Raw genomic sequence first — 22,529 nt, 5'->3', positions numbered from 1 at the left:
TACTAGAGCGGGTCTGTCGGTCCGGCGTCGAGCGAGCGTCGCCCAGCGCGTGGCCAGGCAAGGCGCCGGCGCGAGCGATACCGGGGTTGTATCGCGAGCGGCGGCAACGCCGCCGGGGCGCGTGATGGGTGGCGCGCAGCCGGCGTTCCGGGCCGGCAGACGCGCTCTGTGGGTCAGGCTTGGAGATGAAGCGGGACGACGAGGTCGGCGACGATCAGCACAACACCCATCACCAGGAGCGCCGAGGCGACGACGTACGCCACCGGCAGCAGCTTCGCCGGGTCGGCGTGACCAGGGTCGGGCCGTCGGAAGAGCTTGGCGAAGGCGCGGCGTACGCCCTCCCACAGCGCCGTCACGATGTGGCCGCCGTCGAGCGGCAGGAGCGGGACGAAGTTGAAGATGCCGATGAACAGGTTGAAGCCACCGACCAGGAACGCGAAGCTGGCGACCTTCTCACCGACGTCGAGGCCCTCGTGGGAGGCGATCTCGCCGGCGATGCGGCCGCCGCCGACGATGCTGACCGGGCTGTCGGCCGAGCGCTCCTCGACACCGACGATCGCGAGCGCGACGTGCCAGACCTTGACCGGGAGCCGCAGGAGCGCGTGGACGGCGTTCTCGGCCATCACACCCATCTCCTTAAGCGCGTAGACCGGCCCCTCCTTGGTGGTGACCACGTGCGACTCGGGTGACATCCCGAAGAAGCCGACCTTCGCGGTCTCGGGGTCCGCACTGGTGTCGTCGAGGTCCTTGACCCGCTCCTGCACGACGGTCTGGGTCTGCAGCGTCATCCGCTCGCCGTCACGCTCGATGACGATCGTGGCCTCGCCGTCCATGTTGTCGCGGATCAGCTTCTGGGCGACCGGCCACGAGGTCAGCTCGGTGCCGTTGAACGAGATCAGCTCGTCGCCCGGCTTCAGGCCGGCGTCGGCGGCCGGGGTCGGCCTGTCGCTCGGACGGCACTCACGGCCCTGTTCCTCCCAGGTCAGCAGACACTCCTGCAGACTCGAGACGACCGGATGCCCCTCGTTGACGACAGGCTCGCGGACGCCGTAGATGCCGAAGACACCCCAGAGCACGAAGAACGCGATCGCGATGTTCACCGACGGCCCGCCGGCCATCACGATGACCTTCTTCCACCACGCCATCTTGTAGAAGAGCCGCGGCTCGTCCTCGGGACGGATCAGCTCCCACTCGGCCGAGCGGGCGTCGCTGATCAGCTGGGTGAACATGCCGGTGTTGGACTTGCGCACCTTGAGCGCACCGTCGTCGGTGCGCTCCCCCAACTGGTCGGCGCCGGGCGGCAGCATGCCGACGATCTTGACGTAGCCACCGAGCGGGATCGCCTTGAGGCCGTACTCGGTCTCGCCGATCTGCTTGGACCACACCGTCGGCCCGAAGCCGATGAAGTACTGCGTCACCTTCCCGCCGAACGCCTTCGCCGGGATCATGTGCCCGAGCTCGTGCAGCCCGATCGAGACCAGGATCGCGACGACGAAGCCGATCACTGCCAGCGTGTAAAGCAGCACACTCATTTACCGGTCTCCAGGATGCGAGTTGTCTCCGCGCGCGCCCAGGCGTCGGCGGCGAGCACGTCCTCGATAGAGAGGGTGCTTTCAGAGCGTACGCCCTGATGGGCTGCCATGACCTCCGCAATCGTGTCCACGATGCCGGGGAACCGGATCCGGCCCTCGTGGAAGGCGTCGACGCAGACCTCGTTGGCGGCGTTGTAGACGGCCGGGTGGGTGCCACCGCACGTCCCGGCCTCACGGGCCAGCCGCACCGCGGGGAAGGCGTCGTCGTCGAGCGGCTCGAAGCGCCAGTCGGCGGCTTTGGTCCAGTCGATCGGGGTCTCTGCGTCCGGCACGCGCTCGGGCCAGGCCATCCCCATCGAGATCGGCACCAGCATCGTCGGCAGCCCGAGCTGGGCCACCACGGCGCCGTCGGTGAACTCGACCATCGAGTGGATGTACTGCTGCGGGTGGACGACGACCTCGATCCGGTCGAAGGGTACGTCGAAGAGCAGGTGTGCCTCGATCACCTCGAGGCCCTTGTTGGCCAGGGTGGCGGAGTTGGTCGTGATCACCCGCCCCATCGCGAAGTTGGGGTGCTTGAGCGCCTGCGCCGGGGTTACCTGGGCGAGCTCGTCGCGGGAGCGGCCTCGGAACGGGCCGCCGGACGCGGTCAGCACCAGCTTGCGTACCTCCTCGGCGCGGCCGGCGCGCAGGCTCTGCGCGATGGCGGAGTGCTCGGAGTCGACCGGGACGATCTGCCCCTCGCCCGCGACCCGCTTGACCAGCGGACCGCCGATGATCAGCGACTCCTTGTTGGCCAGGGCGAGGGTGTTGCCGGCCTCCAGCGCGGCCAGCGTCGGGCGGAGACCGACGGCGCCGGTGATCCCGTTGAGCACCACGTCGGCGGGCTGGGCGGCCGCCTCGACCGAGGCCTCCTCACCCAGTCCGGACAGCTTTGGGGCGAACTCGGCTACCTGGGCCTCGAACAGCTCCTTGTTGGATCCGCCTGCGGTGAGGCCGACGACCCGGAACCGGTCCGGGTTGGCCCTCACCAGGTCGAGTGCCTGCGTGCCGATGGACCCGGTGGAACCGAGGATCACCACGTCGCGTGGTCGCTGCTCATTCACCCGCCCATCCTCCCAGCAGAGGCTGAGAAGGCACCAAACGGATGCCGCTGAGGTGCGAGGAGAACACCGGAAATAGCAACAGCCCCGGACTCCCCCACGGGTCCAGGGCTGTGCATGAAACGTTTTGCAACGTCTGACCACAATTAAGCCACAACATGCACGGGAAAGCAAATTCCAGGACGCGCGTCCCAGTTAAATCTGCGTCAGATCAGCGGCGCCAGGAGGACGCCCAGGCGCGGGGTGACATGCCGGACCCAGGACTCGGTCAGGTGGGAGGAGTCGTAGTAGGTGACCTTCTCCCCCACGACCAGCGGGCAGCGGTCCTCGGCGCACACGAAGCGCTGGGGGTCGACGTACGCCGCCTCGGTGCCCTCCAGCGCCGCCCGCGTGATCTCGTTGCTGCTGGTCTCGCGGGAGTCGGGGTCGCTGAGGCAGGACCGCTGGTCGGCGTCGGGGGCGCTGATGCAGTCGGCGGGCTCGTGGTCGACGGCGGGCACGTCGCCGATGACGACCACCTTGCGGGAGATCTCTCGATAGGTCTTCGCCGTGCTGCGTACGGCCTGGGACCACTGCTCGTCACGGTCCATCCCGGCGTGGCTCTTGGGCATGAAGAGCTGGCCGCGGGCGGTAGAGACGATCGCATCGGGCTCGAGGCGCTCGAGGCGCTCCGCCGACCAGTCCCGGAACTCGTCGCACTCGGCCTGGGTCATCTTCTTGCCCCGGTGCTGGACCGGGTAGGGAGCGCAGCCGACCTTCACCAACGGCACGACCCGGAAGTCGTTCTCCTTGCCGAGGTCGTCGAAGGCGGTCAGCCACATGCCGGCGTGGGAGTCACCGACGACGGCGATGGTCTTCTTCGCGTCGGCGTCGCCCAGGGTGCAGGAGTCGACCCGGGTGTCTCCGTAGTTGGCGTAGCAGTCGCCGTACGTCTTCTGCCACCGGTCGTCGGTGATCTCGGCGCCGAGCACGGCCGGCGGGATCGGGCCACCACGGTCGGCGATGTCGAGAGCCGCGCGGAGCTCACGCTGCACCTGCGGCGGGCCGCCGGTCTCGGCGGCGGTGTCGGGCACCTCGTTGGCCGCGAACCACGCCTGCGCCTGGGCGGCGCGCTCCCTCTCGGCGTACGCGGCATAGCCGGTCGTCAGCCAACCACTGCCGACCGCGAGCACGAGCGCGACCGGCCACAGCACCAGCGAACGCAGCCCGTGCGAGAGCACCGGCACCTGCTTGTGCTGGAACGGGAGCTCGACGAAGCGGTGGCTGAGCACGGAGAGGAGCACTGCGGCGGCGACCGCGACCGTCATCTCGAGTGCTTCGTTACCGAGGCGGAGGAACCCGGGAGCGAGCACGATCAGCGGCCAGTGCCACAGATAGAGGGAGTAGGAGATGTCGCCGACGTACCTCAGCGGCTTGATCGCGAGGAGCTTCGCGGTCGGGGCGTTCGCGCCCGAGGCGAGCAGCGCGACCGTGCCGAGGGTGGGCACCAGCGCCTGCCAGCCGGGGAACGGGGTCGCCTCGCTGAACGCCACCGTGGCGAACAGGATCGCCGCTGCCCCGCCGAGGCCGGCGACGATGCTCGCGGCGCCCTTGAGCCGGCCGCCCCAGCAGGCCAGCAGCGCGCCGGCGGCGAGCTCGTAGGCGCGGGCCGGCGTGGAGAAGTACGCGGCGGTCGGGTTCTCGCCGGTGGCGTGGACCGCCCAGGCCAGGCTGGCGACCGCGATCGCCGCGGCGACGACCGTGAAGCCCTTGCGGCCGAGCTTGGGGATGAGCAGGAGCGCGAGCACCGGCCAGACCAGGTAGAACTGCTCCTCCACCGACAGCGACCAGTAGTGCTGGAAGGGCGAGGGCTCGCTGGGCTGGAAGTACTGCACGCCCTCGGCCGCGAAGTGCACGTTGGCCAGGAAGAACGCCGCCCAGGTGCCGTCCGTGGCGGCGTCGGTGAGCCGCGTGGTGGGCAGCTGCCAGACGGCGTACGCCAGGACCACGATGATCACGAGGGTGGCCGCCGGCAGGATCCGGCGGGCGCGGCGCGCGTAGAACTGCGGGATGCTGACCGTTCCCGATGTGTCGGCCTCGCGCAGCAGGAGCGTCGTGATCAGGAAGCCGGAGAGGACGAAGAAGACGTCGACTCCGATGAAGCCGCCCTCGGTGTGCGGGACGCCCGCATGGGCAGCGACGACCAGACCTACGGCAATGGCCCGGAGACCTTGGACATCTGTCCGCCATTGCTTGGCTGACATGTGGGGTGCACCTCGTGTGGGGGATCGACTGCGTCCATTGCTGGCACCGCTTCGCGGAGGTACGCGAAACGGCACCCGATGCTTTCACGGACGCCATCGGCCCGCACATCGAGGGTCGCACCCTTGAGTGTTTGTCTAGCGGATTACTCGCCGATGAAGGACATCACGTGCTTGATCCGGGTGTAGTCCTCGAATCCGTAGACGGAGAGGTCCTTGCCGTAGCCGGAGTGCTTGAAGCCGCCGTGGGGCATCTCGGAGATGTAGGGGATGTGGGTGTTGATCCAGACCACGCCGAAGTCGAGGCGCTTGCTGACCCGCAGCGCGGTGCCGTGGTCCTTGGTCCACACGCTCGAGGCGAGGGCGTAGTCGACGTCGTTGGCGCACCTGAGCGCCTCGGCCTCGTCGGCGAAGCTCTGCACCGTGATCACCGGGCCGAAGATCTCCTGCTGGATCTGCTCGTCGTCCTGGTGGAGGCCGGCCAGGACCGTGGGCTGGTAGAAGTAGCCGTTCTCGCCGCCTTCGACCCTCGCCGGCGCGCCGCCGGCCGCGATCGTGGCGTGGTCCGGGAGGCGGTCGACCATGCCCTTCACCCGGGCGAGCTGGCCGGGGTTGTTGAGGGCGCCGACATCGCAGTTGTCGGCGGGGAGGCCGACGGTCGTGTTGCGGGCCGCCTCGGCCAGGGCGGCAACGAAGTCGTCGTGGATGCCCGCCTGCACCAGCACCCGGGTCGCGGCGGTGCAGTCCTGGCCGGCGTTGAAGTAGCCCGCCGCGGCGATGCCGGCGACCGCATTGTCGATGTCGGCGTCGTCGAAGACGATCACGGGCGCCTTGCCGCCGAGCTCGAGATGGACGCGCTTGAGGTCCTGCGCCGCGCTCGCGGCGACCTCCATGCCGGCGCGCACCGAGCCGGTGATGGCGACCATCTGCGGGGTCTTGTGGCGGACCAGGGCGCGGCCGGTGCCCCGGTCGCCGGTGACGAGGTTGAGCACGCCGGGCGGCAGGAACTCCTGGGCGATCTCGGCCAGCAGGGACGAGGCGGCCGGGGTGGTGTCGGAGGGCTTGAGCACGATCGTGTTGCCCGCCGCGAGGGCCGGGGCGATCTTCCACGACATCATCGCGAGCGGGTAGTTCCAGGGCGTGACCTGCCCGATCACGCCGATCGGCTCGCGCCGGATCCAGGACGTGTGATCGGCGAGGTACTCCCCCGCGCTCTTCCCCTCCAGCGTCCGGGCGGCGCCCGCGAAGAACCGGAAGTGGTCGATCGTCGGCGGCAGCTCCTCGTCGAGGGTCAGCTGGTAGGGCTTGCCGGTGTCCTTGACCTCCACCGCGGTCAGCTCCTCGACTCGGGTCTCCATGGCGTCGGCGATCCGGAGCAGGGCCAGGCTGCGCTCCTGGGGTGTGGTCTCGCCCCAGGACTCGTTGGCCGATGCGGCCGCGGCGTACGCCCTGTCTACGTCCTCCTCCCCCGACATCGGCGCCTGCGCGTAGACCTCGCCGGTGGCGGGGTCCACGACGTCGTACGTCGCGGCGTCGGCTGCCTCGCACAGCTCGCCGGCGATCACGTTCCTGAAGATCTGGTCGGCCATGGACAAGAGACTAACTCCTTTCCGTAACACGGGTGTGACAACCGAATCCGAAGTGATAATGCACCTAGACTACGGATTCGCTTGCGAAAGCGAGATGCATTGGGTGACCATTGAGGCATGACCGGCAGATACGAGCAGCTCCAGCGCGACGCCAAGGACCATCTCTGGATGCACTTCACACGGCATTCGAGCTACGCCGAGGCCGATGTTCCGATCATCGCCAGGGGCGAGGGTGCCTACATCTACGACATCGAGGGCAACCGCTACCTCGACGGTCTCGCGGGACTGTTCGTCACCCAGGTCGGCCACGGTCGTGCCGAGCTCGCCGACGCCGGTGCGGAGCAGGCCAAGCAGCTGGCCTTCCACCCGCTGTGGTCCTACGCGCACGAGCCGGCGATCGAGCTGGCCGCGCGGCTGGCCGCGCTCGCACCCGGCGACCTGAACCGGGTCTTCTTCACCAACTCCGGCTCCGAGGCCGTCGAGACCGCGTGGAAGCTCGCCAAGAACTACTTCAAGCTGCGGGGCAAGCCGGGCAAGCACAAGGTGATCGGTCGCAACATCGCCTACCACGGCACCACCCACGGAGCGCTGTCGATCACCGGCCTGGCCGACATCAAGGCGCCCTTCGAGCCGCTGGTCCCCTCGACCTTCCGGGTGCCGAACACCAACATCTACCGTGCCTCCGAGATCACCGGCGGGCTGATGGACGGGAGCGACCCGGAAGCGTTCGGCCGCTGGTGCGCCGACCAGATCGAGTTCGTGATCCAGGCCGAGGGGCCCGACACGGTCGCCGCGGTCTTCCTGGAGCCGGTGCAGAACTCCGGTGGCTGCTTCCCGCCTCCCCCGGGCTACTTCCAGCGGGTGCGGGAGATCTGCGATGCGTACGACGTCCTACTCGTCTCCGACGAGGTCATCTGCGCCTACGGGCGGCTGGGCACCATGTTCGGCTGCGAGCGGTTCGGCTACGTGCCGGACATCATCACCTCGGCCAAGGGGCTGACCTCGGGGTACGCGCCGCTGGGGGCCGCGATCATCTCCGATCTGCTGATGGAGCCGTTCCTCTCCGGGGACCAGACCTTCTACCACGGCTACACCTTCGGCGGTCACCCCGTCTCCACCGCCGTGGCGCTGGCCAACCTCGATGTCTTCGATGCCGAGGACCTGCTGGGCAACGTACGCCGCAACGAGGCCGCGTTCCTGGCGACGCTGTCGAAGCTGAAGGACCTGCCGATCGTCGGCGATGTGCGCGGCACCGGCTACTTCTACGGCATCGAGCTGGTCAAGGACCGCGAGAGCCGCGAGACGTTCAGCGCGGAGGAGTGCGAGCGGATCCTCTACGGGTACGTCTCCAAGGCACTGTGGTCCGAGGGCCTCTACTGCCGCGCGGACGACCGCGGCGAGCCCGTCATCCAGCTCTCCCCGCCGCTCACCGTGGGCCAGGCCGAGTTCGACGAGATGGAGCAGATCCTGCGCCGGGTGCTGGAGAAGGCCTCGACGATGCTCTGAGCCCGCTCCTGCGGGGCTGGTCAGCCGACGACGCGGACCTCGCTGCCCAGGACGGCACCGTCCTGGAGGGTCAGGTGGTCGCCGGACCAGAATCGCCCCGGGTCGTAGTAGTTGGTGGGGCGCTCGTCGTCGAGCAGGCCCATCTCCTGGTAGGTGGCCGCGACGACCTCGGCGCAGAAGACCTGCTCGAGGCTGGCCTTGGAACGGACCCGGCCGCGAGCCCAGCGTCCGGCCAGGGCGGCGGTCGAGGGGAACGGGGTGCCATCGAGACGCGCGATCGTCCTCAGCAGGGCATCCTCGCGCTTGCGGTCGATGTCGGCGGTGAGCTGGCGCAGCCAGACCTGCTGCCCGTAGCGGCCCGCCCACTGCTCGACCGCGGCCCGCAGGTCGTGGAGCTGTACGCCGCGATGATGGGTGCCGGTGTAGAGGTCCAGCAGCCCCTTGCCGAGCTCGGCATGCCACATCAGCGGCGGCAGGTCGTCGAGCACGACCGCCATCCCGACATGGTTGACCGGCGCGTTGCTGAGCATCCGGATCGCACGGTCGGCGACCGAGCGGCCGCGGAAGAGCCACAGATCGCCGGTGCGGGTCTGGTCTACGGCGTCTTCGAGGGAGATAGTGGTGTCGTCAGACATCTCGAGCAGGGGGTCCTCATGGGGTTCGGTAGTGCACGCGTGTGGAAGATCGTCGGCCTCGCGGGCCTGGCCGGTGTCACCGCGACCGGTGCCATCATCGCGCGCAACCACCGCCAGCGTACGCAGCGCACGCCGGAGGAGATCCACGCCAAGCTCCGCGAGCGGGTTGCGGAGGCTTACGAGCATCCTGCGGCTTAGGTTCTCGCGGTCTTCCTGGTCGAGACCACGCCCCGCTGGTCGAGCCGCCGGGCCGAGGCGTGTCGAGACCCTCTGCTCCCGGTGGTCGATCTTGTCGAGACCTCCCTACTCCCGCTGGTCGAGCCGCCGGAGCCGCTGGGCGGAGGCGTGTCGAGACCAACACAGTCGCTTCGGTGGTCGAGCTTGTCGAGACCTCCCTGCCGGAACGACCTGCCCCCGGTGGTCGAGCTTGTCGAGACCTCCCTGCCGGAACGACCTGCCCCCGGTGGTCGAGCTTGTCGAGACCTCCCTGCCGGAACGTCCCACCCGAAGGCCGGCGTGGGCCGCCGACCCGGCTTCGAGGATCTTCTCGAGGAAACCCGGAGTAAAGGACGGCCTTCGGCCGCCGGCTTCGCCGGCCGCTTACGCGGTCCTTGACACCGGGCTCCCTCGAGAAAAAAAGATGGCTGGCTATCGGGGCGGCGGCCCGGGTGTGGCGCAGCGCATTCTTGCTTCGGAACGGTGATGTTTGTGGGGTGGAAGGGTGGCCCATCGGGCCACTTACCATCCACAGGTATGAGGCCGTTCGCTCACCGAGAAAACAGCGTTTGAACTGCACATATAGGTAGATTCACCACTCCTTGTGAAGTAGAATCGGACCCATCACGACACGCCTCTGAACACACCGGAGAGGAGGGGCGGCGATGAGCCTCGAACCCGAGATCAACCACTGGGGAACCAACACCGAGGACCCGATCGACGCAGAGCTCGCCGCCCTCGAATCCTCCCTCGACACCCTGCTCACCAGGGACCCCGCCTATTGGCGCACCGGTCAGAAGAAAGACAGGCTGAAACGCCTGAAGATCATTCAGGCCAAACACGCCGCGTTGAAGCTGCGGGTCCTCGCTGTCTCGGGTGACATTGCCGAGGAGACCGGTGCGAGAGATGTCTCGGGGTGGATGTGGACCGAGCTGTTGGTTGACAAGAAGGTCGGACGTTCCGAGGTGAAGCTGGCCGCGGGGGTTGCGAGGTACGAGCTCGTCGCCGCCGGCCTCGCTGAAGGTGTCGTCTCCCAGGACAAGGCCCGGGTGATCGTCAAAGCGCTCGAGGTGATCGAGGCCGACCCCGAAGCCAGCACCGAGAACCTGGTGCTCGCGGAGAAGCTGCTGGTGGAGTACGCCACCGAGATGACCGCGACCAGGCTCGAGATCATCGGGAAGCGGATCTTGTTCGAGGTCGACCCCGGACGGTTCGAGGCCGCCGAAGCCAAAGCGTTGCAGCGGGAGGAGGAACGCGCCCAGCGGCGCACGTTCTTCACCTCCCGCGCCAACGGTGACGGGACGGTGGACATTCACGCCCGGGTCTCGAACGCGGTCGGCCACCGACTCCGCACCATCCTGGACTCCCTGGCGCAGCCGAGGAAGCTCTCCGCGGAGGACCGTGGCCGCAAAGCCCCCTATGACCGGCTGCTGGGCCAGGCCTTCGCCCGGGTCATCGAGACCTACGACGTCGACCAGCTCCCCAGACACGGTGGCCACGCGACCACGGTGTTCATCACCATGAACGTCGAGGACCTCCGCAACGACCTCGGCACCGCCGCCCTCGGGTTCGACGGCGAGCAGATCAGCGCCGCTGAGGCCCGCCGGATGGCCTGCAACGCCGACCTCATCCCCGTCGTACTCGGCACAGGCTCCGAGATCCTCGACTTCGGCCGCAGCATCCGCCTGGCGCACCCGGTCCAACACCGTGCGCTCCGGTTACGAGACAAGTGCTGCCAAGCCGAAGACTGCGATGCGCCAGCCGCCTGGACCGAAGCCCATCACCTGAAACCCTGGTCGGCAGGCGGCCTCACAAATCTCGCCAACATGGTCTTGTTGTGCCCCAGCGATCATCGCCGGATCCACGATCCCAACTACGACTACGAACGCCTCCCCGACGGACGGATCCGGTTCACCCGCCGCGCCTGACCGCGCTGCGGCCTGCCCCGGCCCACGGATCCGACCTTGTGAAGGGCTTCGCGAACTCGGACCCTCTGTCATAGCCGACGACCTAGTGGCCTCCGGCACGGCACTGGAGCGCCCTTGTGAACGATTCACAAGGTGTCATCGTCTAGTGCAGCGCCCCCGACGAACCTCCCCTGGCAGGACAGGCCAACCCCGGCCCCCAATCCCGCACCCAACCCAAACTCGCTGCGCCAAACCCCGCCGCCGACCCGATAACCAGCCAAAATTCTCGCCGTATCCCGGTGAGAACACCCTCCAAAACGGGTCGGCGGCCCCAACCCAACAAAGACGACCAGCCCCGAGCGCCCCTCACCGAGGCCCTAAGCCCTAAGAGTCGAACCCGAGCCCCAACCGATCCATCGTCCGCAGGAAAAGATCACGCCGTCCCCCGTTGGCATCAGCCTTTCCGAGCGATCGGACCATCATCTGGATCCCGGCGTAGCGCGCCGGCTCGGGCGGGAACGGCAACGGCTTGGAGCGCACCATCTCCAGCGCCGTACGCTCCGTCTGCTCGCCGCTGAGGAGGTCGAGCATCACCTGGGCGCCGAAGCGGGTGGCACCTACGCCGAGGCCGGTGTAGCCGAGGGCGTAGGCGACACGGCCGGCGTACGCCTTTCCGAAGAAGGCCGAGAAGCGGGTGCAGGTGTCGATCACGCCGGCCCAGCGGTGGGTGAAGCGCAGGCCCTCCAGCTGCGGGAGGGTCTCGAAGAAGTGGCTCGCGAGGCGGTCGTGGGTGGCCCCGGTCTCCAGCTCCGGTGAGATCTTCGAGCCGAAGTGATAGATCGCGTCGTACCCGCCCCACAGGATCCGGTTGTCCCTGGTCAGGCGGTAGTAGTGGAAGTGGTTGGCGGAGTCGCTGACGCCCTGCCGGTTCACCCAGCCGATGGCGGCCAGCTGCGCGGCGGAGAGCGGCTCGGTCATGAGTACGTAGTCGTAGACCGGCACCGTCATCATCCGCAGTCTCCGCAGCAACGGCGGGAAGGCGTTGGTTGCCAGCGCGACACGACCGGCGCGCACCGATCCCATGATCGTCGACGCCTTCATCCCCACCCCGTCCCTGACTAGACCGGTGACCGCGGAACCCTCGTGGATGACCACCCCCGCGTCCAGACAGGCCTGCCGCAACCCCCAGGCCAGCCGCGCCGGCTCGACGGTCGCCGTATCCCCGAGCACCTCCAGGCCACCGAGGTAGGTCGGCGAGCAGAGCTCGCCCCGCACCGCGGCCTCGTCCAGCAGGCGGTGCTTGATGCCGTGCTCGGACAGCGCGGCCGACCACTCCGCGAGGTCATCGACCTCGTGCGGACGGGTGGCGACGTTCAGCGCACCGGTCATCTGCCAGTCGCAGTCGATGCCGTGCTCCTCGATGGTCGCGGCCATCTCGGTGAGGTTGTCCTGACCGAGCCTGTCCAGCGTCGCGAGCTCGTCGGGCCAGCGCTCCAGGCCGTTCCAGAAGCCGTGCGTCAGGGACGCCTCGGCGAAGCCGCCGTTGCGGCCCGAGGCCTGGTCGCCGCACTGCCCGGCCTCGAGGACCATGACCGACCAGGACGGAAACCGCATCCGCGCCAGCAACGCCGTCCACAGTCCCGAGTAGCCGCCGCCGACGACCACCAGATCGGCTTCGGCCACACCGACCAGCGGCGGTAGCGGCGCGGGTCTGGTGGGATCGTCCAGCCAGTAGACGGCTGGCTTGGCATCGGTCAGCGACACGTGGCTCACCTCGCCAACTATGGCAAGCCTGCACGCCTCAAACCACCCCCAAAGTACGGAATCATGGAAATACTTCGTCACACACGACGGATTTCGTTGCAACTAGCCAGCAGCAAAAGGTTGACTGGCCCCATGACTCGCAAGCACAACGGGGGCGCTCACCTCGATGAGGTCAACAAGCTGATCATCGAGCAGCTCCAGCAGGACGGCCGGCGCAGCTATGCCGCGATCGGCAAGGAGGTCGGCCTGAGCGAGGCCGCGGTGCGACAGCGCGTACAGCGCCTCGTCGACAGCGGCGTCATGCAGGTCGTCGCGGTCACCGACCCGCTCGAGCTCGGCTTCGCCCGGCAGGCGATGATCGGCGTACGCACGTCCGGCCCGATCGAGGGGATCGCCGACGAGCTCGGCAAGCTCGACGAGGTCGACTACATCGTCATCACCGCCGGTTCCTACGACCTGCTCGTGGAGGTCGTCGCCGAGAGCGACGAGGCCCTCCTCAACCTCATCTCCAGCAAGATCCGCGCCATCGAGGGCGTGGTGAGCACCGAGACGTTCATGTACCTCCACCTCCACAAGCAGACCTACGCCTGGGGTGTCAGGTGAGCCGTGACGGTTACGCCGACATCAGCCTGTGGCACGAGACCGCGGGCGACTCCTGGGAGCCGCGCCCGGCGCTGATGGGCGATGTCGAGGTGGACGTCGCGATCGTCGGCGCCGGCTACACCGGGCTGTGGACGGCCTACTACCTGACCGAGGCCAGACCGGATCTGAGGATTGCGATCCTCGAGGCCGAGGTCGCCGGGTTCGGGGCATCGGGCCGCAACGGCGGCTGGTGCTCCGCCCTCTTCCCCGCCTCGCTCGACAAGGTCGCGGCGGCCTCGAGCCGGGAGGCGGCGCTCGCCCAGGACCGGGCCATGCGCGCCACCGTCGACGAGGTGATCCGGGTCGCCGAGGCAGAGGGCATCGAGGCCGACATCGCCAAGGGCGGAACGATCACCCTGGCCCGTACGCAGGCCCAGCTCGAGCGCGCGAAGACCGAGGTCGAGCACGCCAGGTCCTGGGGTCTCGGTGAGGCCGAGCTCGCCCTCCTGGACCGTGCCGGCGCCGAGCGCCGCCTCGCCGCGACCGACACCCTGGGCGGGACCTACACCCCCGACTGCGCCTCGATCCATCCGGCCAAGCTCGTCCGCGGCCTGGCCCGTGTGGTCGAGAGCCGCGGCGTGACGATCTACGAGCAGACCCGCGCCACCGCGATCGAGCCGCACCGGGTGTTGGTCCAGCACAGCCCCGCCGAGCGCGACGTGGTCACCGCAGACGTCGTCGTACGCGCGACCGAGGGCTACACCCCGACGCTGGCCGGCCTGGAGCGCGAGGTCATCCCGGTGCGATCCCTCATCATCGCCACCGAGCCGCTCTCCGACCTGGTCTGGTCGAGCATCGGCCTGGAGGAGCGCGAGACCTTCTCCGACGGCCGGCACCTGTTGATCTACGGACAGCGCACCGCTGACGACCGGCTGGTCTTCGGCGGGCGCGGCGCTCCGTACTCCTTCGGGTCGAGAATCACCCACGCGGACGCCTCCGACCTGCGCACCCACCGCCGCCTGCTGACGACCCTGATCGAGATGTTCCCGGCCGTACGCGGCCACCAGGTCACCCACCGCTGGGGCGGCGTCCTCGCCATCCCGCGAGACTGGCACGCCTCGGTCGGCTACGACCCGGCCAGCGGGCTCGCGCACGCCGGCGGCTACGTCGGCGACGGCGTCGCCACCACCAACCTCGCCGGACGTACGCTGCGAGACCTGATCCTCGGCACCCCCTCCGACCTGACCGCACTCCCCTGGGTCGGTCACGTCTCACCACGCTGGGAGCCGGAGCCGCTGCGCTGGCTCGGCGTCAACGCCGGGCTGCGCGCGATGACCGTGGCGGACGCGGAGGAGTCCGCGACCGGCAAGGGCTCCCTGGTCGCCCGCGCCGTCGCCCCGTTGGTCGGCGGCCACTGACCCGACCCGATAAACCCGTTGCACACGCCGGTCGCGGTCCTCCACCATGGATCGCGACCGGCGTTCCTCGTCCATGAGGCGCCCTTGATCGAGAGGAGCAGACCATGACTGTCGTTGTCCTGTGCCTGCCCACAGACCACACCTCTCGTATCAGGAGCACCCGTAGTGACTCAGGAGAATCTCTCCGCTGATTCCGCCGCATCCGACTCTCTGGCGGGGATCGACCCCAACTTCGTCTTCGACTTCCAGGCCTACGACGACGACTTGGATGAAGGACAACGCTGGTCCACCTGGCTCTCCGTCGAGCCGCTCTCCCGTGGACCGGAGCCGCGACCGGAGTGGGTGGTGACCTCTCAGGGCGCCATCGACACCGATCTCGGCATCCTCAAGACCGGCAAGGAGGCAGACGCCTTCCTGATCGTGCGGGCCGACCCGTTGGTCCCCGAGCACGAGGCGCTGATGGTCGCCAAGCGCTACCGCGACACCGACCATCGCACCTTCCACCGGGCCGCGACCTACACCGAGGGCCGCTCGGTCAAGCGATCCCGAGACGAGCGCGCCCTGAAGAAGGGCTCGACCTTCGGCCGCGAGGTCGCCAAGGCCGAGTGGGCCAACGCCGAGTGGAACGCGCTCGTACGCTGCTGGAACCTCGGCCTTCCGGTCCCCTATCCCGTGCAGATCGACGGGACCGAGATCCTGATGGAGTGGATCGCCGTCGACGACGGCAACGGGGAGCTCGAGACGGCGCCCCGGCTCGCCCAGACCCGGCCGGACCGGCACGTCCTGGAGATGTGGTGGGACGGACTGGTCGACTCGCTGGCCACGATGGTGCAGGCAGGGATGGTCCACGGCGACCTCTCCCCCTACAACATCCTTGCCCAGGACGACCGGCTCGTGATCATCGATCTCCCCCAGATCATCGACCTGGTCGGCAACCCTCTGGGCTTCGACTTCCTGCTCCGCGACATCGCCAACGTGGCGAAGTGGTTCCAGGCCAGGGGCCTCGAGATCGACGAGCAGGAGGTCTACGCCGATCTGATGGCGCACGCCTTCTAGCGGGCCAGGCCGCGCATCAGGGTCTCGACGACGTCGCGGACCATCCCCTGCGACTGCTCGGGCATCACGAAGCCGGAGCCGACGAAGGTGGCCAGACCCTGGAGCGCCGCCAGGACGGTGACCCCGATGACCTCGGGGTCACCGTCGGCGACCTCACCACGGACTTGGCCGTCGGCGAGCAGGGCGGTGGGGTGAGCGAAGGCGGCGGCGACGGCCTCGGCGATCTCGGCGCCGGCTGTCTCGCTGTGCTTGCGCGCGAACATCACCGAGAGCAGCGCCGGGTTCTCGGTGGCGAACTCGAGGTAGGCCGAGGCGAAGGCGACCAGATCGTCGGTCAGCGAGCCGCGGGTGGCCAACGCGGCGTCCATCACCTCGCCCAGCCGACGGAACCCGGCGATCGCAAGGGCGTCGAAGAGCGCGTTCTTGTCGCGGAAGTGGGCGCTCGGCGCGGCGTGGCTCACGCCCAGATCGCGGGCGATGCCGCGTAGCGAGAGCGCGTCGGTGCCCGACTCGCGGAGCACCTCCTCCGCGCGGCGGAGCACCGCGGCGCGCAGGTCGCCGTGGTGGTAGCGGGGCATCGTCTCGGTCATCAGGGCACACCTTATCGAGATTTCACAGATGTTGTCATTGTCAAGATTCTTGTCAGCGTCTAGATTGGGCCCATGACCGAACAGAAGTGGACAACCGATCGGCTGCCGTCCTTCGAGGGCCGCACCGTGATCGTCACCGGTGCGACCAGCGGCCTCGGCCGCATCGTCGCCACCGAGCTCGGCGCGAAAGGGGCTCGTGTCGTCCTGGCCGTACGCAACGTCGCCGCCGGCGAGGAGGTGGCCGCCACGATCGAGGGCAAGACCGAGGTGCGGTCGCTCGACCTCGCCGACCTGAGCTCGGTGCGGCAGTTCGCCGACGCGTGGGACGGGGCGATCGACGTACTCATCAACAACGCCGGGATCATGATGGTGCCGAAGCGGCTCACGACCGACGGCTACGAGAGTCAGTTCGCCACCAACCACCTGGGGCACTTCGCGCTCACCAACCTGCTGCTCCCCCACATCACCGACCGCGTCGTCACGGTCGCCTCCTCGGCCCACCGCTGGGGCGGCTTCGACCTCGACGACCTCAGCTGGGAGCGACGCGACTACCAGCCGCAGAAGGCCTACGGGCAGTCGAAGATCTCCAACCTGCTCTTCACCCTCGAGCTGCAGCGACGTCTGGAGGGCACCGGGCTCCGGGCGTACGCCGCCCACCCCGGTTACGCCGCGACGAACCTGCAGAGCCACACGGGCAACTCCCTCAAGCACGCCCTCATGGCGATCGGCAACCGGGTCGTCGCGCAGTCCGCGGAGGCAGGTGCCCTCCCGACCCTGTACGCAGCCAGCCAGGATCTCCCGACGGGAAGCTATGTCGGACCGGACGGGCTCGGTGAGTACCGCGGGAGCCCGACGCTCGTCGGGCGCACCGCGATCGCCTCCGACCCGCAGCTCGCCCGCAGGCTGTGGACCGAGTCCGAGGCCATGACCGGAGTCTCCTGGCCACTGTGAGTCGGTAGGTTTCTCGGTATGAAGCATCACCGAGGACGGCATGTCGACATCGAGTCGGTGGAGGAGCTCGACGGGCATCTGGCCGCAGGAGCGGGGAGCCTGAGGGGCTGGCGGCTGCGGTCGCTGGACCTGAGCTCGCGTTCCACCGCCCTGCGGGAGAGCGAGCTCGCCGGGGCGACGTTCCTGGGGTGCAGGTTCGCACCCGGTGACGGGGCCTACGCCGAGGACGAGGGCGCCCTGGTGATGCCGGTGATCTCGGAGGCGCCGGTGGACGCCTACCGCTCTCGGCTCTACACCGCCGAGGAGCTCTACGACGATCCCGTCTATGCGCGGAGCCTGGACGCGAGGGCGTACGCATGGTTGCAGCAGCCGCTCGATGCCGACGACGAGCTCGCGATCACCCTCCACGACCACGCGATCGACGCCGCGCTGGAGGCGTGGGTGCGCGCGCGACGCGACGAGGGAACCCGGATCGTCGGGATGATGGGCGGACACGCGCTGCAGCGGGGCGAGGAGGGCTATACGACCGCCGCCCACCTGAGCCAACAGCTCGCGAGCCACTATGTGGTCGCCACCGGCGGCGGCCCGGGAGCGATGGAGGCGGCCAACCTCGGCGCCTTCCTCGCCGGAGCATCGAAGACGGCGCTGGACGACGCGCTCGAGTCGCTGGCCACGGTGCCGTCGTTCCGGCCCTCGATCCGAAACTGGGCGCAGGTCGCCCTCGGCGTACGCGACGAGGCCGAGGGCAGACCCGGGAGATCGCTGGGGATCCCGACCTGGCACTACGGGCACGAACCGCCCAACGTGTTCGCCGGAGCGATCGCGAAGTACTTCCGCAACGCCACCCGCGAGGCGGTCCTGCTGGAGGTCTGCGACGGCGGGATCGTCTTCCTGCCGGGCGCCGGCGGCACCGTGCAGGAGATCTTCCAGGACGCCTGCGAGAACTACTACGCCGATGCGAGCGCGATCGCGCCGATGGTGCTGGTCGGGCGGCGCTACTGGACCGAGACGCTGCCGGTCTGGCCGCTGCTGCAGGCGCTCGCACGCGGGCGCGCGATGGAGCCGTACGTCCACCTCGTCGACACCGCCGAGGAGGTGGCCGACGTCATCGCTGCTGGCGTGCCCGGATGACGTCGCGGTAGTGGTCCACCAGGGCCGCGTTCACCGAGCCCCAGGACTTGTGCGCGACGCTCTTGCGGGCCTCGCGCCCCATCCGCAGCCGCAGCTGCGGATCGTTGTGGAGCAGCGCGACGTGGGAGCCGATATCGTCGCGGTTGCCCGGCTCGTAGAAGAACCCGGTGACGCCGTCGGCGACCAGGTCCAACGGCCCGCCGGAACGCGGCGCGACCACCGGGACCCCAGAGGCGAGCGCCTCCTGGACCGCCTGGCAGAACGTCTCGTGGGAGCCGGTGTGCACGAAGATGTCGAGCGAGGCGTACGCAGCCCCGAGCTCCTCCCCCTGGAGCACGCCCATGAAGGTGGCGTTCGGGAGCAGCTGGCGCAGCTCGCGCTCCTGCGGGCCACCGCCGACGAGGACGACCTTGTACACCGGGTTGCGGGCGAGCGCGGCGAGCAGGTGCAGCTCCTTCTCCTGCGCCAGCCGGCCGACGTACCCGACGATCGTCTCCCCGTTCGGCGCGAGCTCCGCGCGCAGGTCGTGGTCGATGCGGCTCGGGTGGAACAGCTCGACGTCGACACCTCGGGGCCACAGGCCCGTGCGCTGCACGCCGAGGCCCTCGAGCTGGGTGAGGGCCGACGAGCTCGGTGCCAGGGTGCGGTCGGCGGCCGAGTGGGCCTGGCGGGTGAGCATCGCGGCCGCCTGCGGACCCCCGACCGCCTTGTACTTGTCCCAGAACCCCACCAGGTCCGTCTGGTAGATCGCCACGCTCGGGATGCCGAGCTCCTTGGCGACCAGCACCGCCTGCCGACCGAGCAGCGCGGGTGAGGCGACGTGCACGACGTCGGGGCTGAACCGGCGCATCACCGCGCGCAGCTTGCGTCGCGTCTCGAGACCGACGCGGAAGTCCTTGTAGACCCAGAACGTCGCGCCCCGGGTGCGGGTCACCGGGAATCCGGCGTACTCGGCGGGCCCGGTGGGCGCCACGACCTCGACGGTATGGCCGTCGACCGCGAGGTGCTCCAGTACCCGGCGTACGGAGTTCGTCACACCGTTGACCTGGGGCAGGAACGACTCCGTGACGATGAGGACGCGGAGCGGCTCTGCGTTGGCGGCGACCAGCGGGACCCGATCGAGGCTGATGCTCATGTTCCTGATCGTGAGCGCCCTCCGGCAACGTGACCCCCGACTTGGTTGACGGGTCGGTGAACCTCCCGTGGCCAGAACTCTGTTTCGGGTGACAGATAGTCCGCCCGGTGTCATCAGCGGAAACGTCGCATGACTCTCAGAAATCTGTCACCGGACCGTGGCCGCTCGACAGAAGTCGGTGAGCCGACGTTCCTAGGCTCGCGGCGTCGGAGCCGGCGGCAGCGCAGGGGGTTGCCGCCGGCCCGCTCATTTTGCCACGATCGCGACATGACCACCGATGAGGAGCACATCCGGCCCGAAGGCGTCGACGACCTCACCGTCGAGGCGCTCGGCGCCATCAGCGAGGCACTCGAAGCGATCGAGATCGCCCGCGGTCATCTGTACGCTCTGCATCGCATCACCGGCACGGCCGACCTCACCCTCGGCAAGGGTGTCAAGCAGCTGCGCGAGGCCGGCCACGCCGAGCTGGCGGACAGGTTCGAGCGCGATCTCGTGGGACGCAACGTGCTCTACGGCAGGTGGACGTTCCAGATCGTCGAGGAGTACGACGACGGCTACTACGCCACTTTCAAGCGGCTGGAGAAGGAGGCCCGCAACGCTCTCGTCGAGGGCAAGCGGCACCTCTACGAGTCGGAGATGAAGGAGGCCCGCCGCACCCAGGGCCGACACGGCCACGAGCACCGGCCCGAGACAGGGGCTTGATCCGGGCTAGGACACCGACTGAGCGGCGAGCTGGCCGCAGGCACCGTCGATCTCGCGGCCGCGGGTGTCGCGGACGGTGGTGGAGATGCCCTTGGCCTCCAGGCGGCGTACGAACTCGCGCTCGTCGGCCGGGTCGGAGGCGGTCCACTTCGAGCCGGGTGTGGGGTTCAAAGGGATCAGGTTGACGTGGACCCAGCCCCAGTCGCCGTAGGAGTTGAGTACGTCGGCGAGGAGGTCGGCGCGCCAGGCCTGGTCGTTGATGCCGCGCATCATCGCGTACTCGATGCTCACCCGGCGCTTCGTGACGCGGGCGTAGTTCCAGGCGGCGTCGACGGTCTCGGCGACCGAGAAGCGGGTGTTGATCGGGACCAGCTCGTTGCGCAGCTCGTCGTCGGGGGCGTGCAGCGACAGGGCGAGGGTGACCGGGATGCCCTCCTCGGTGAGCTGCTTGATCCGCGGCACGAGACCGACGGTGGAGACCGTCACGTGGCGAGCCGAGAGGCCCAGGCCTTCGGGGGCCGGGGAGGTGAGACGACGGACCGCGCCCATCAAGGCCTTGTAGTTGGCCATCGGCTCGCCCATGCCCATGAAGACCACGTTGGAGAGACGACCGGGACCGCCGGGGACCTCGCCGCTGGCCATCTGCCGGGCCGCAACGACGACCTGGTGGACGATCTCAGCCGTCGACATGTTGCGCTCGAGGCCGCCCTGTCCGGTGGCGCAGAACGGGCAGGCCATGCCGCAGCCGGCCTGCGAGGAGATGCAGACCGTGGCGCGGTCGGTGTAGCGCATTAGGACCGACTCGACCAGGGCGCCGTCGAAGAGCTTCCACAGCGTCTTGCGGGTGGTGCCCTTGTCGGCCTCCTGCTGACTGATCGGCGTCATCAGGTCGGGCAGGAAGGTGTCGACCAGCTCCTGGCGTTGGCTAGCGGGCAGGTCGGTCATCTTCTCGGGGTCGTCGACCAGGCGCTCGAAGTAGTGCACCGAGAGCTGCTTGGCCCGGAACGCCGGAAGTCCGGCCTCCTTCGCCGCTTCCCGGCGGCCGGCCAGATCGAGGTCGGCCAGGTGGCGCGGCGGCTTGCCGCGTCCCTTCGGCGGCGTCATCACCAGCGGCAGGCGGCGCCCCTCCATCGCGGCCGCCTCGGCCTCGGGGCTGTGCGGGGCCGGTACGGTCACAGGGTCGGGCTCGGTCACCGCTCCAGTGTCCCACCGGGGTGCGGCGTACGGCTAACCCTCGATCCGCTCAGCCCGGTCAGCCCGTCTTGAGCAGGATCCAGAAGACCAGGCCGCCGACGCCCACGACCACCAGCACGGTCAGGATGATCCCGAGCCAGACGAACTGGGCCATCCGTCGGGTCTTGCGCGGGATCAGCAGGGCAAGTGGCACGAGCAGCGTCAGCGCCACCCACGCGAACAGCTGCTCGGCTCGCTCTGGCCCGACCACCCAGGTCAGCAGAGCGCCCCATGTGCCAGGCACCAGGATCGCGTAGGCCAGGCCGATGTAGAACCCGACCAGTGCCGCCACCGTGGGATGTGAGTCTTGCATCCACGCCCACAGCCCACCCGACCCCGAGGACTCCCCCTCCGGGTCGTGATCTGGCTCGACGTCTGGATCGGAGTCCACGTCGAGGTCCGTGGGCCGCTGGGTCACTCTTCAACCGTAACGCCGAACGCCCGCATCTCACGGCAAAGAATCGCGGCTGGGCGCCGGCACAGCCAAACTCGGTGATTCCGGGCGGTCCGGCCCTTCTAACTGGCGGTAATGGGCCAGACCGCCCGGGACTACTTCGCTCAAGCGGCACGGCGGAGGAATCGAACGCGTTGGGCCCTCGGGAGCGCTCGTCGCTCCGCGACCGTGCTGGTCGAGACCCACCAGCGTGGCGGATCGATCGTCCAGCTCCACTCACTGGTCGGAATGCGGCTGGCGCGGGCTCGCGCCTCCAAGGTCCGCCGCTTGAAGTCGGAGGGATCCCGGCGGTCGGCCGCAACCATCGTGACGTACTCGAGGCCGACTCTGCGGAACTCGCCCTCGCGACGCAGGTCCTTCGCTCGTTGCTTCCCAGCCAGGTGGAGCCCGCCGTCGTACTCCCCCACTACGCCCCGCTCCAGGTCCAGCACGTCGGGGGTGCCGATATGACGGCCATCGAGGTCGAAGACCGGACGGTTCGTGACGACGTGCTGAAGGCCCAGCCGGATCGTCCAGGTGAGGCGTAGGTCGACCTCGGCCGGCGACCAGACGTTCTCATCGGCATGGATGAGGGCCTCCCGGAGATGATCGACCCCTTCCCAGGTCGCCAGCTTCTTCTCGTACGCAGCGAGCTCCTGCACCGAGATCAGATCGCCCGCCGCGACGAGGTCGATCCAGCGCACGGCCTCCATGAGGTTGGGAGCATGTCTTACTTCAAAGGCGGTCGAGCGGAGAGGGTGGGTCAGCACAACCCCGTCGTCGGTCCTGCGCTCCTTCGGCAGGAG

19 protein-coding genes and 1 pseudogene are annotated in these 22,529 nt (G+C 68.8%); 9 read left to right on the top strand and 11 right to left on the bottom strand.

The window, feature by feature from the left end; genetic code table 11:
- Positions 1 to 173 precede the first annotated feature (173 nt).
- The 4 genes from H5T77_RS05510 to H5T77_RS05495 form a co-directional block, all read right to left on the bottom strand.
- Positions 174 to 1,532 (bottom strand): M50 family metallopeptidase, encoded by a 1,359-nt coding sequence (locus H5T77_RS05510; protein WP_292646118.1) that lies wholly within the window; start codon positions 1,530 to 1,532, stop codon positions 174 to 176.
- Positions 1,529 to 2,638, bottom strand: a complete 1,110-nt coding sequence (dxr, locus tag H5T77_RS05505; protein ID WP_292646116.1) for a 1-deoxy-D-xylulose-5-phosphate reductoisomerase — start codon at positions 2,636 to 2,638, stop codon at positions 1,529 to 1,531. Before dxr ends, H5T77_RS05510 begins: the two co-directional genes overlap by 4 nt.
- A 203-nt stretch (positions 2,639 to 2,841) precedes the next feature.
- A complete protein-coding gene (locus tag H5T77_RS05500; RefSeq protein ID WP_292646114.1) occupies positions 2,842 to 4,878 on the bottom strand; it encodes an acyltransferase family protein in 2,037 nt (678 codons plus the stop codon).
- Between the two features lie 143 nt (positions 4,879 to 5,021).
- Entirely contained in the window at positions 5,022 to 6,464 is a 1,443-nt protein-coding gene (locus H5T77_RS05495) for a gamma-aminobutyraldehyde dehydrogenase (protein ID WP_292646112.1), read from the bottom strand.
- Positions 6,465 to 6,581: 117 nt separating this feature from the next.
- Here H5T77_RS05495 and H5T77_RS05490 point away from each other — a divergent pair, with 117 nt between their 5' ends.
- Positions 6,582 to 7,970 carry an aspartate aminotransferase family protein gene (locus tag H5T77_RS05490; protein WP_292646110.1) on the top strand — a complete coding sequence of 463 codons (1,389 nt, stop codon included), beginning with the start codon at positions 6,582 to 6,584 and terminating at the stop codon, positions 7,968 to 7,970.
- 20 nt (positions 7,971 to 7,990) lie between these two features.
- Here the strand turns inward: H5T77_RS05490 and H5T77_RS05485 are convergent, their stop codons facing one another.
- Positions 7,991 to 8,605: a hypothetical protein gene (locus H5T77_RS05485; protein WP_292646107.1), complete on the bottom strand. Its 615-nt coding sequence runs from the start codon at positions 8,603 to 8,605 to the stop codon at positions 7,991 to 7,993.
- An 18-nt stretch (positions 8,606 to 8,623) separates the two neighbouring features.
- Here H5T77_RS05485 and H5T77_RS05480 point away from each other — a divergent pair, with 18 nt between their 5' ends.
- Together H5T77_RS05480 and H5T77_RS05475 are read left to right on the top strand one after the other, a co-directional pair.
- Positions 8,624 to 8,803 carry a hypothetical protein gene (locus H5T77_RS05480; RefSeq protein ID WP_179657042.1) on the top strand — a complete coding sequence of 60 codons (180 nt, stop codon included), beginning with the start codon at positions 8,624 to 8,626 and terminating at the stop codon, positions 8,801 to 8,803.
- A 683-nt stretch (positions 8,804 to 9,486) separates the two neighbouring features.
- Positions 9,487 to 10,749, top strand: coding sequence for an HNH endonuclease signature motif containing protein (locus tag H5T77_RS05475; protein WP_292646103.1), 1,263 nt, complete (start codon positions 9,487 to 9,489; stop codon positions 10,747 to 10,749).
- A 363-nt stretch (positions 10,750 to 11,112) separates the two neighbouring features.
- On the opposite strand, the gene H5T77_RS05470 is transcribed toward H5T77_RS05475, so the two are convergent.
- Positions 11,113 to 12,492 carry an NAD(P)/FAD-dependent oxidoreductase gene (locus H5T77_RS05470; protein WP_292646100.1) on the bottom strand — a complete coding sequence of 460 codons (1,380 nt, stop codon included), beginning with the start codon at positions 12,490 to 12,492 and terminating at the stop codon, positions 11,113 to 11,115.
- A gap of 132 nt (positions 12,493 to 12,624) precedes the next feature.
- Here H5T77_RS05470 and H5T77_RS05465 point away from each other — a divergent pair, with 132 nt between their 5' ends.
- The 3 genes from H5T77_RS05465 to H5T77_RS05455 all read left to right on the top strand — a co-directional run bounded on the left by H5T77_RS05465 (position 12,625) and on the right by H5T77_RS05455 (position 15,548).
- Positions 12,625 to 13,095: an Lrp/AsnC family transcriptional regulator gene (locus tag H5T77_RS05465; RefSeq protein ID WP_179657039.1), complete on the top strand. Its 471-nt coding sequence runs from the start codon at positions 12,625 to 12,627 to the stop codon at positions 13,093 to 13,095.
- Positions 13,092 to 14,492, top strand: coding sequence for an NAD(P)/FAD-dependent oxidoreductase (locus tag H5T77_RS05460; RefSeq protein ID WP_292646095.1), 1,401 nt, complete (start codon positions 13,092 to 13,094; stop codon positions 14,490 to 14,492). Before H5T77_RS05465 ends, H5T77_RS05460 begins: the two co-directional genes overlap by 4 nt.
- A 165-nt stretch (positions 14,493 to 14,657) precedes the next feature.
- A complete protein-coding gene (locus H5T77_RS05455; RefSeq protein WP_292646092.1) occupies positions 14,658 to 15,548 on the top strand; it encodes a serine protein kinase RIO in 891 nt (296 codons plus the stop codon).
- Here the strand turns inward: H5T77_RS05455 and H5T77_RS05450 are convergent.
- Positions 15,545 to 16,138 (bottom strand): TetR/AcrR family transcriptional regulator, encoded by a 594-nt coding sequence (locus H5T77_RS05450; protein ID WP_292646089.1) that lies wholly within the window; start codon positions 16,136 to 16,138, stop codon positions 15,545 to 15,547. The genes H5T77_RS05455 and H5T77_RS05450 overlap by 4 nt on opposite strands.
- 72 nt (positions 16,139 to 16,210) lie before the next feature.
- Here H5T77_RS05450 and H5T77_RS05445 point away from each other — a divergent pair, with 72 nt between their 5' ends.
- Both H5T77_RS05445 and H5T77_RS05440 read left to right on the top strand, forming a co-directional pair.
- On the top strand, positions 16,211 to 17,089 hold the full coding sequence (locus H5T77_RS05445) for an oxidoreductase (protein ID WP_292646086.1): 879 nt from the start codon (positions 16,211 to 16,213) through the stop codon (positions 17,087 to 17,089).
- Positions 17,090 to 17,107: 18 nt separating this feature from the next.
- A complete protein-coding gene (locus H5T77_RS05440) occupies positions 17,108 to 18,220 on the top strand; it encodes an LOG family protein (RefSeq protein ID WP_292646084.1) in 1,113 nt (370 codons plus the stop codon).
- Here the strand turns inward: H5T77_RS05440 and H5T77_RS05435 are convergent.
- Entirely contained in the window at positions 18,195 to 19,355 is a 1,161-nt protein-coding gene (locus H5T77_RS05435) for a glycosyltransferase family 4 protein (protein ID WP_292646082.1), read from the bottom strand. The genes H5T77_RS05440 and H5T77_RS05435 overlap by 26 nt on opposite strands.
- A 267-nt stretch (positions 19,356 to 19,622) precedes the next feature.
- On the opposite strand from H5T77_RS05435, the gene H5T77_RS05430 reads away from it, so the two are divergent.
- Complete coding sequence (locus H5T77_RS05430; RefSeq protein WP_292646080.1) at positions 19,623 to 20,057, top strand: hypothetical protein; 435 nt, start codon at positions 19,623 to 19,625, stop codon at positions 20,055 to 20,057.
- Positions 20,058 to 20,063: 6 nt separating this feature from the next.
- On the opposite strand, the gene rlmN is transcribed toward H5T77_RS05430, so the two are convergent.
- The 3 genes and pseudogenes from rlmN to H5T77_RS05415 form a co-directional block, all read right to left on the bottom strand.
- Positions 20,064 to 21,188: a dual-specificity RNA methyltransferase RlmN gene (gene rlmN / locus H5T77_RS05425; RefSeq protein ID WP_292646264.1), complete on the bottom strand. Its 1,125-nt coding sequence runs from the start codon at positions 21,186 to 21,188 to the stop codon at positions 20,064 to 20,066.
- 121 nt (positions 21,189 to 21,309) lie between these two features.
- Positions 21,310 to 21,708 carry a hypothetical protein gene (locus tag H5T77_RS05420; protein WP_292646078.1) on the bottom strand — a complete coding sequence of 133 codons (399 nt, stop codon included), beginning with the start codon at positions 21,706 to 21,708 and terminating at the stop codon, positions 21,310 to 21,312.
- A gap of 140 nt (positions 21,709 to 21,848) precedes the next feature.
- Positions 21,849 to 22,529, bottom strand: a pseudogene (locus tag H5T77_RS05415) (hypothetical protein); the annotation flags it as partial.

Origin of the sequence: Nocardioides sp. (assembly GCF_014360585.1) — a bacterium.
GTDB lineage: Bacteria > Actinomycetota > Actinomycetes > Propionibacteriales > Nocardioidaceae > Nocardioides.
The sequence above is the reverse complement of the archived record's forward strand: the minus strand, read 5'-3'. Positions and strand labels throughout refer to the sequence as shown.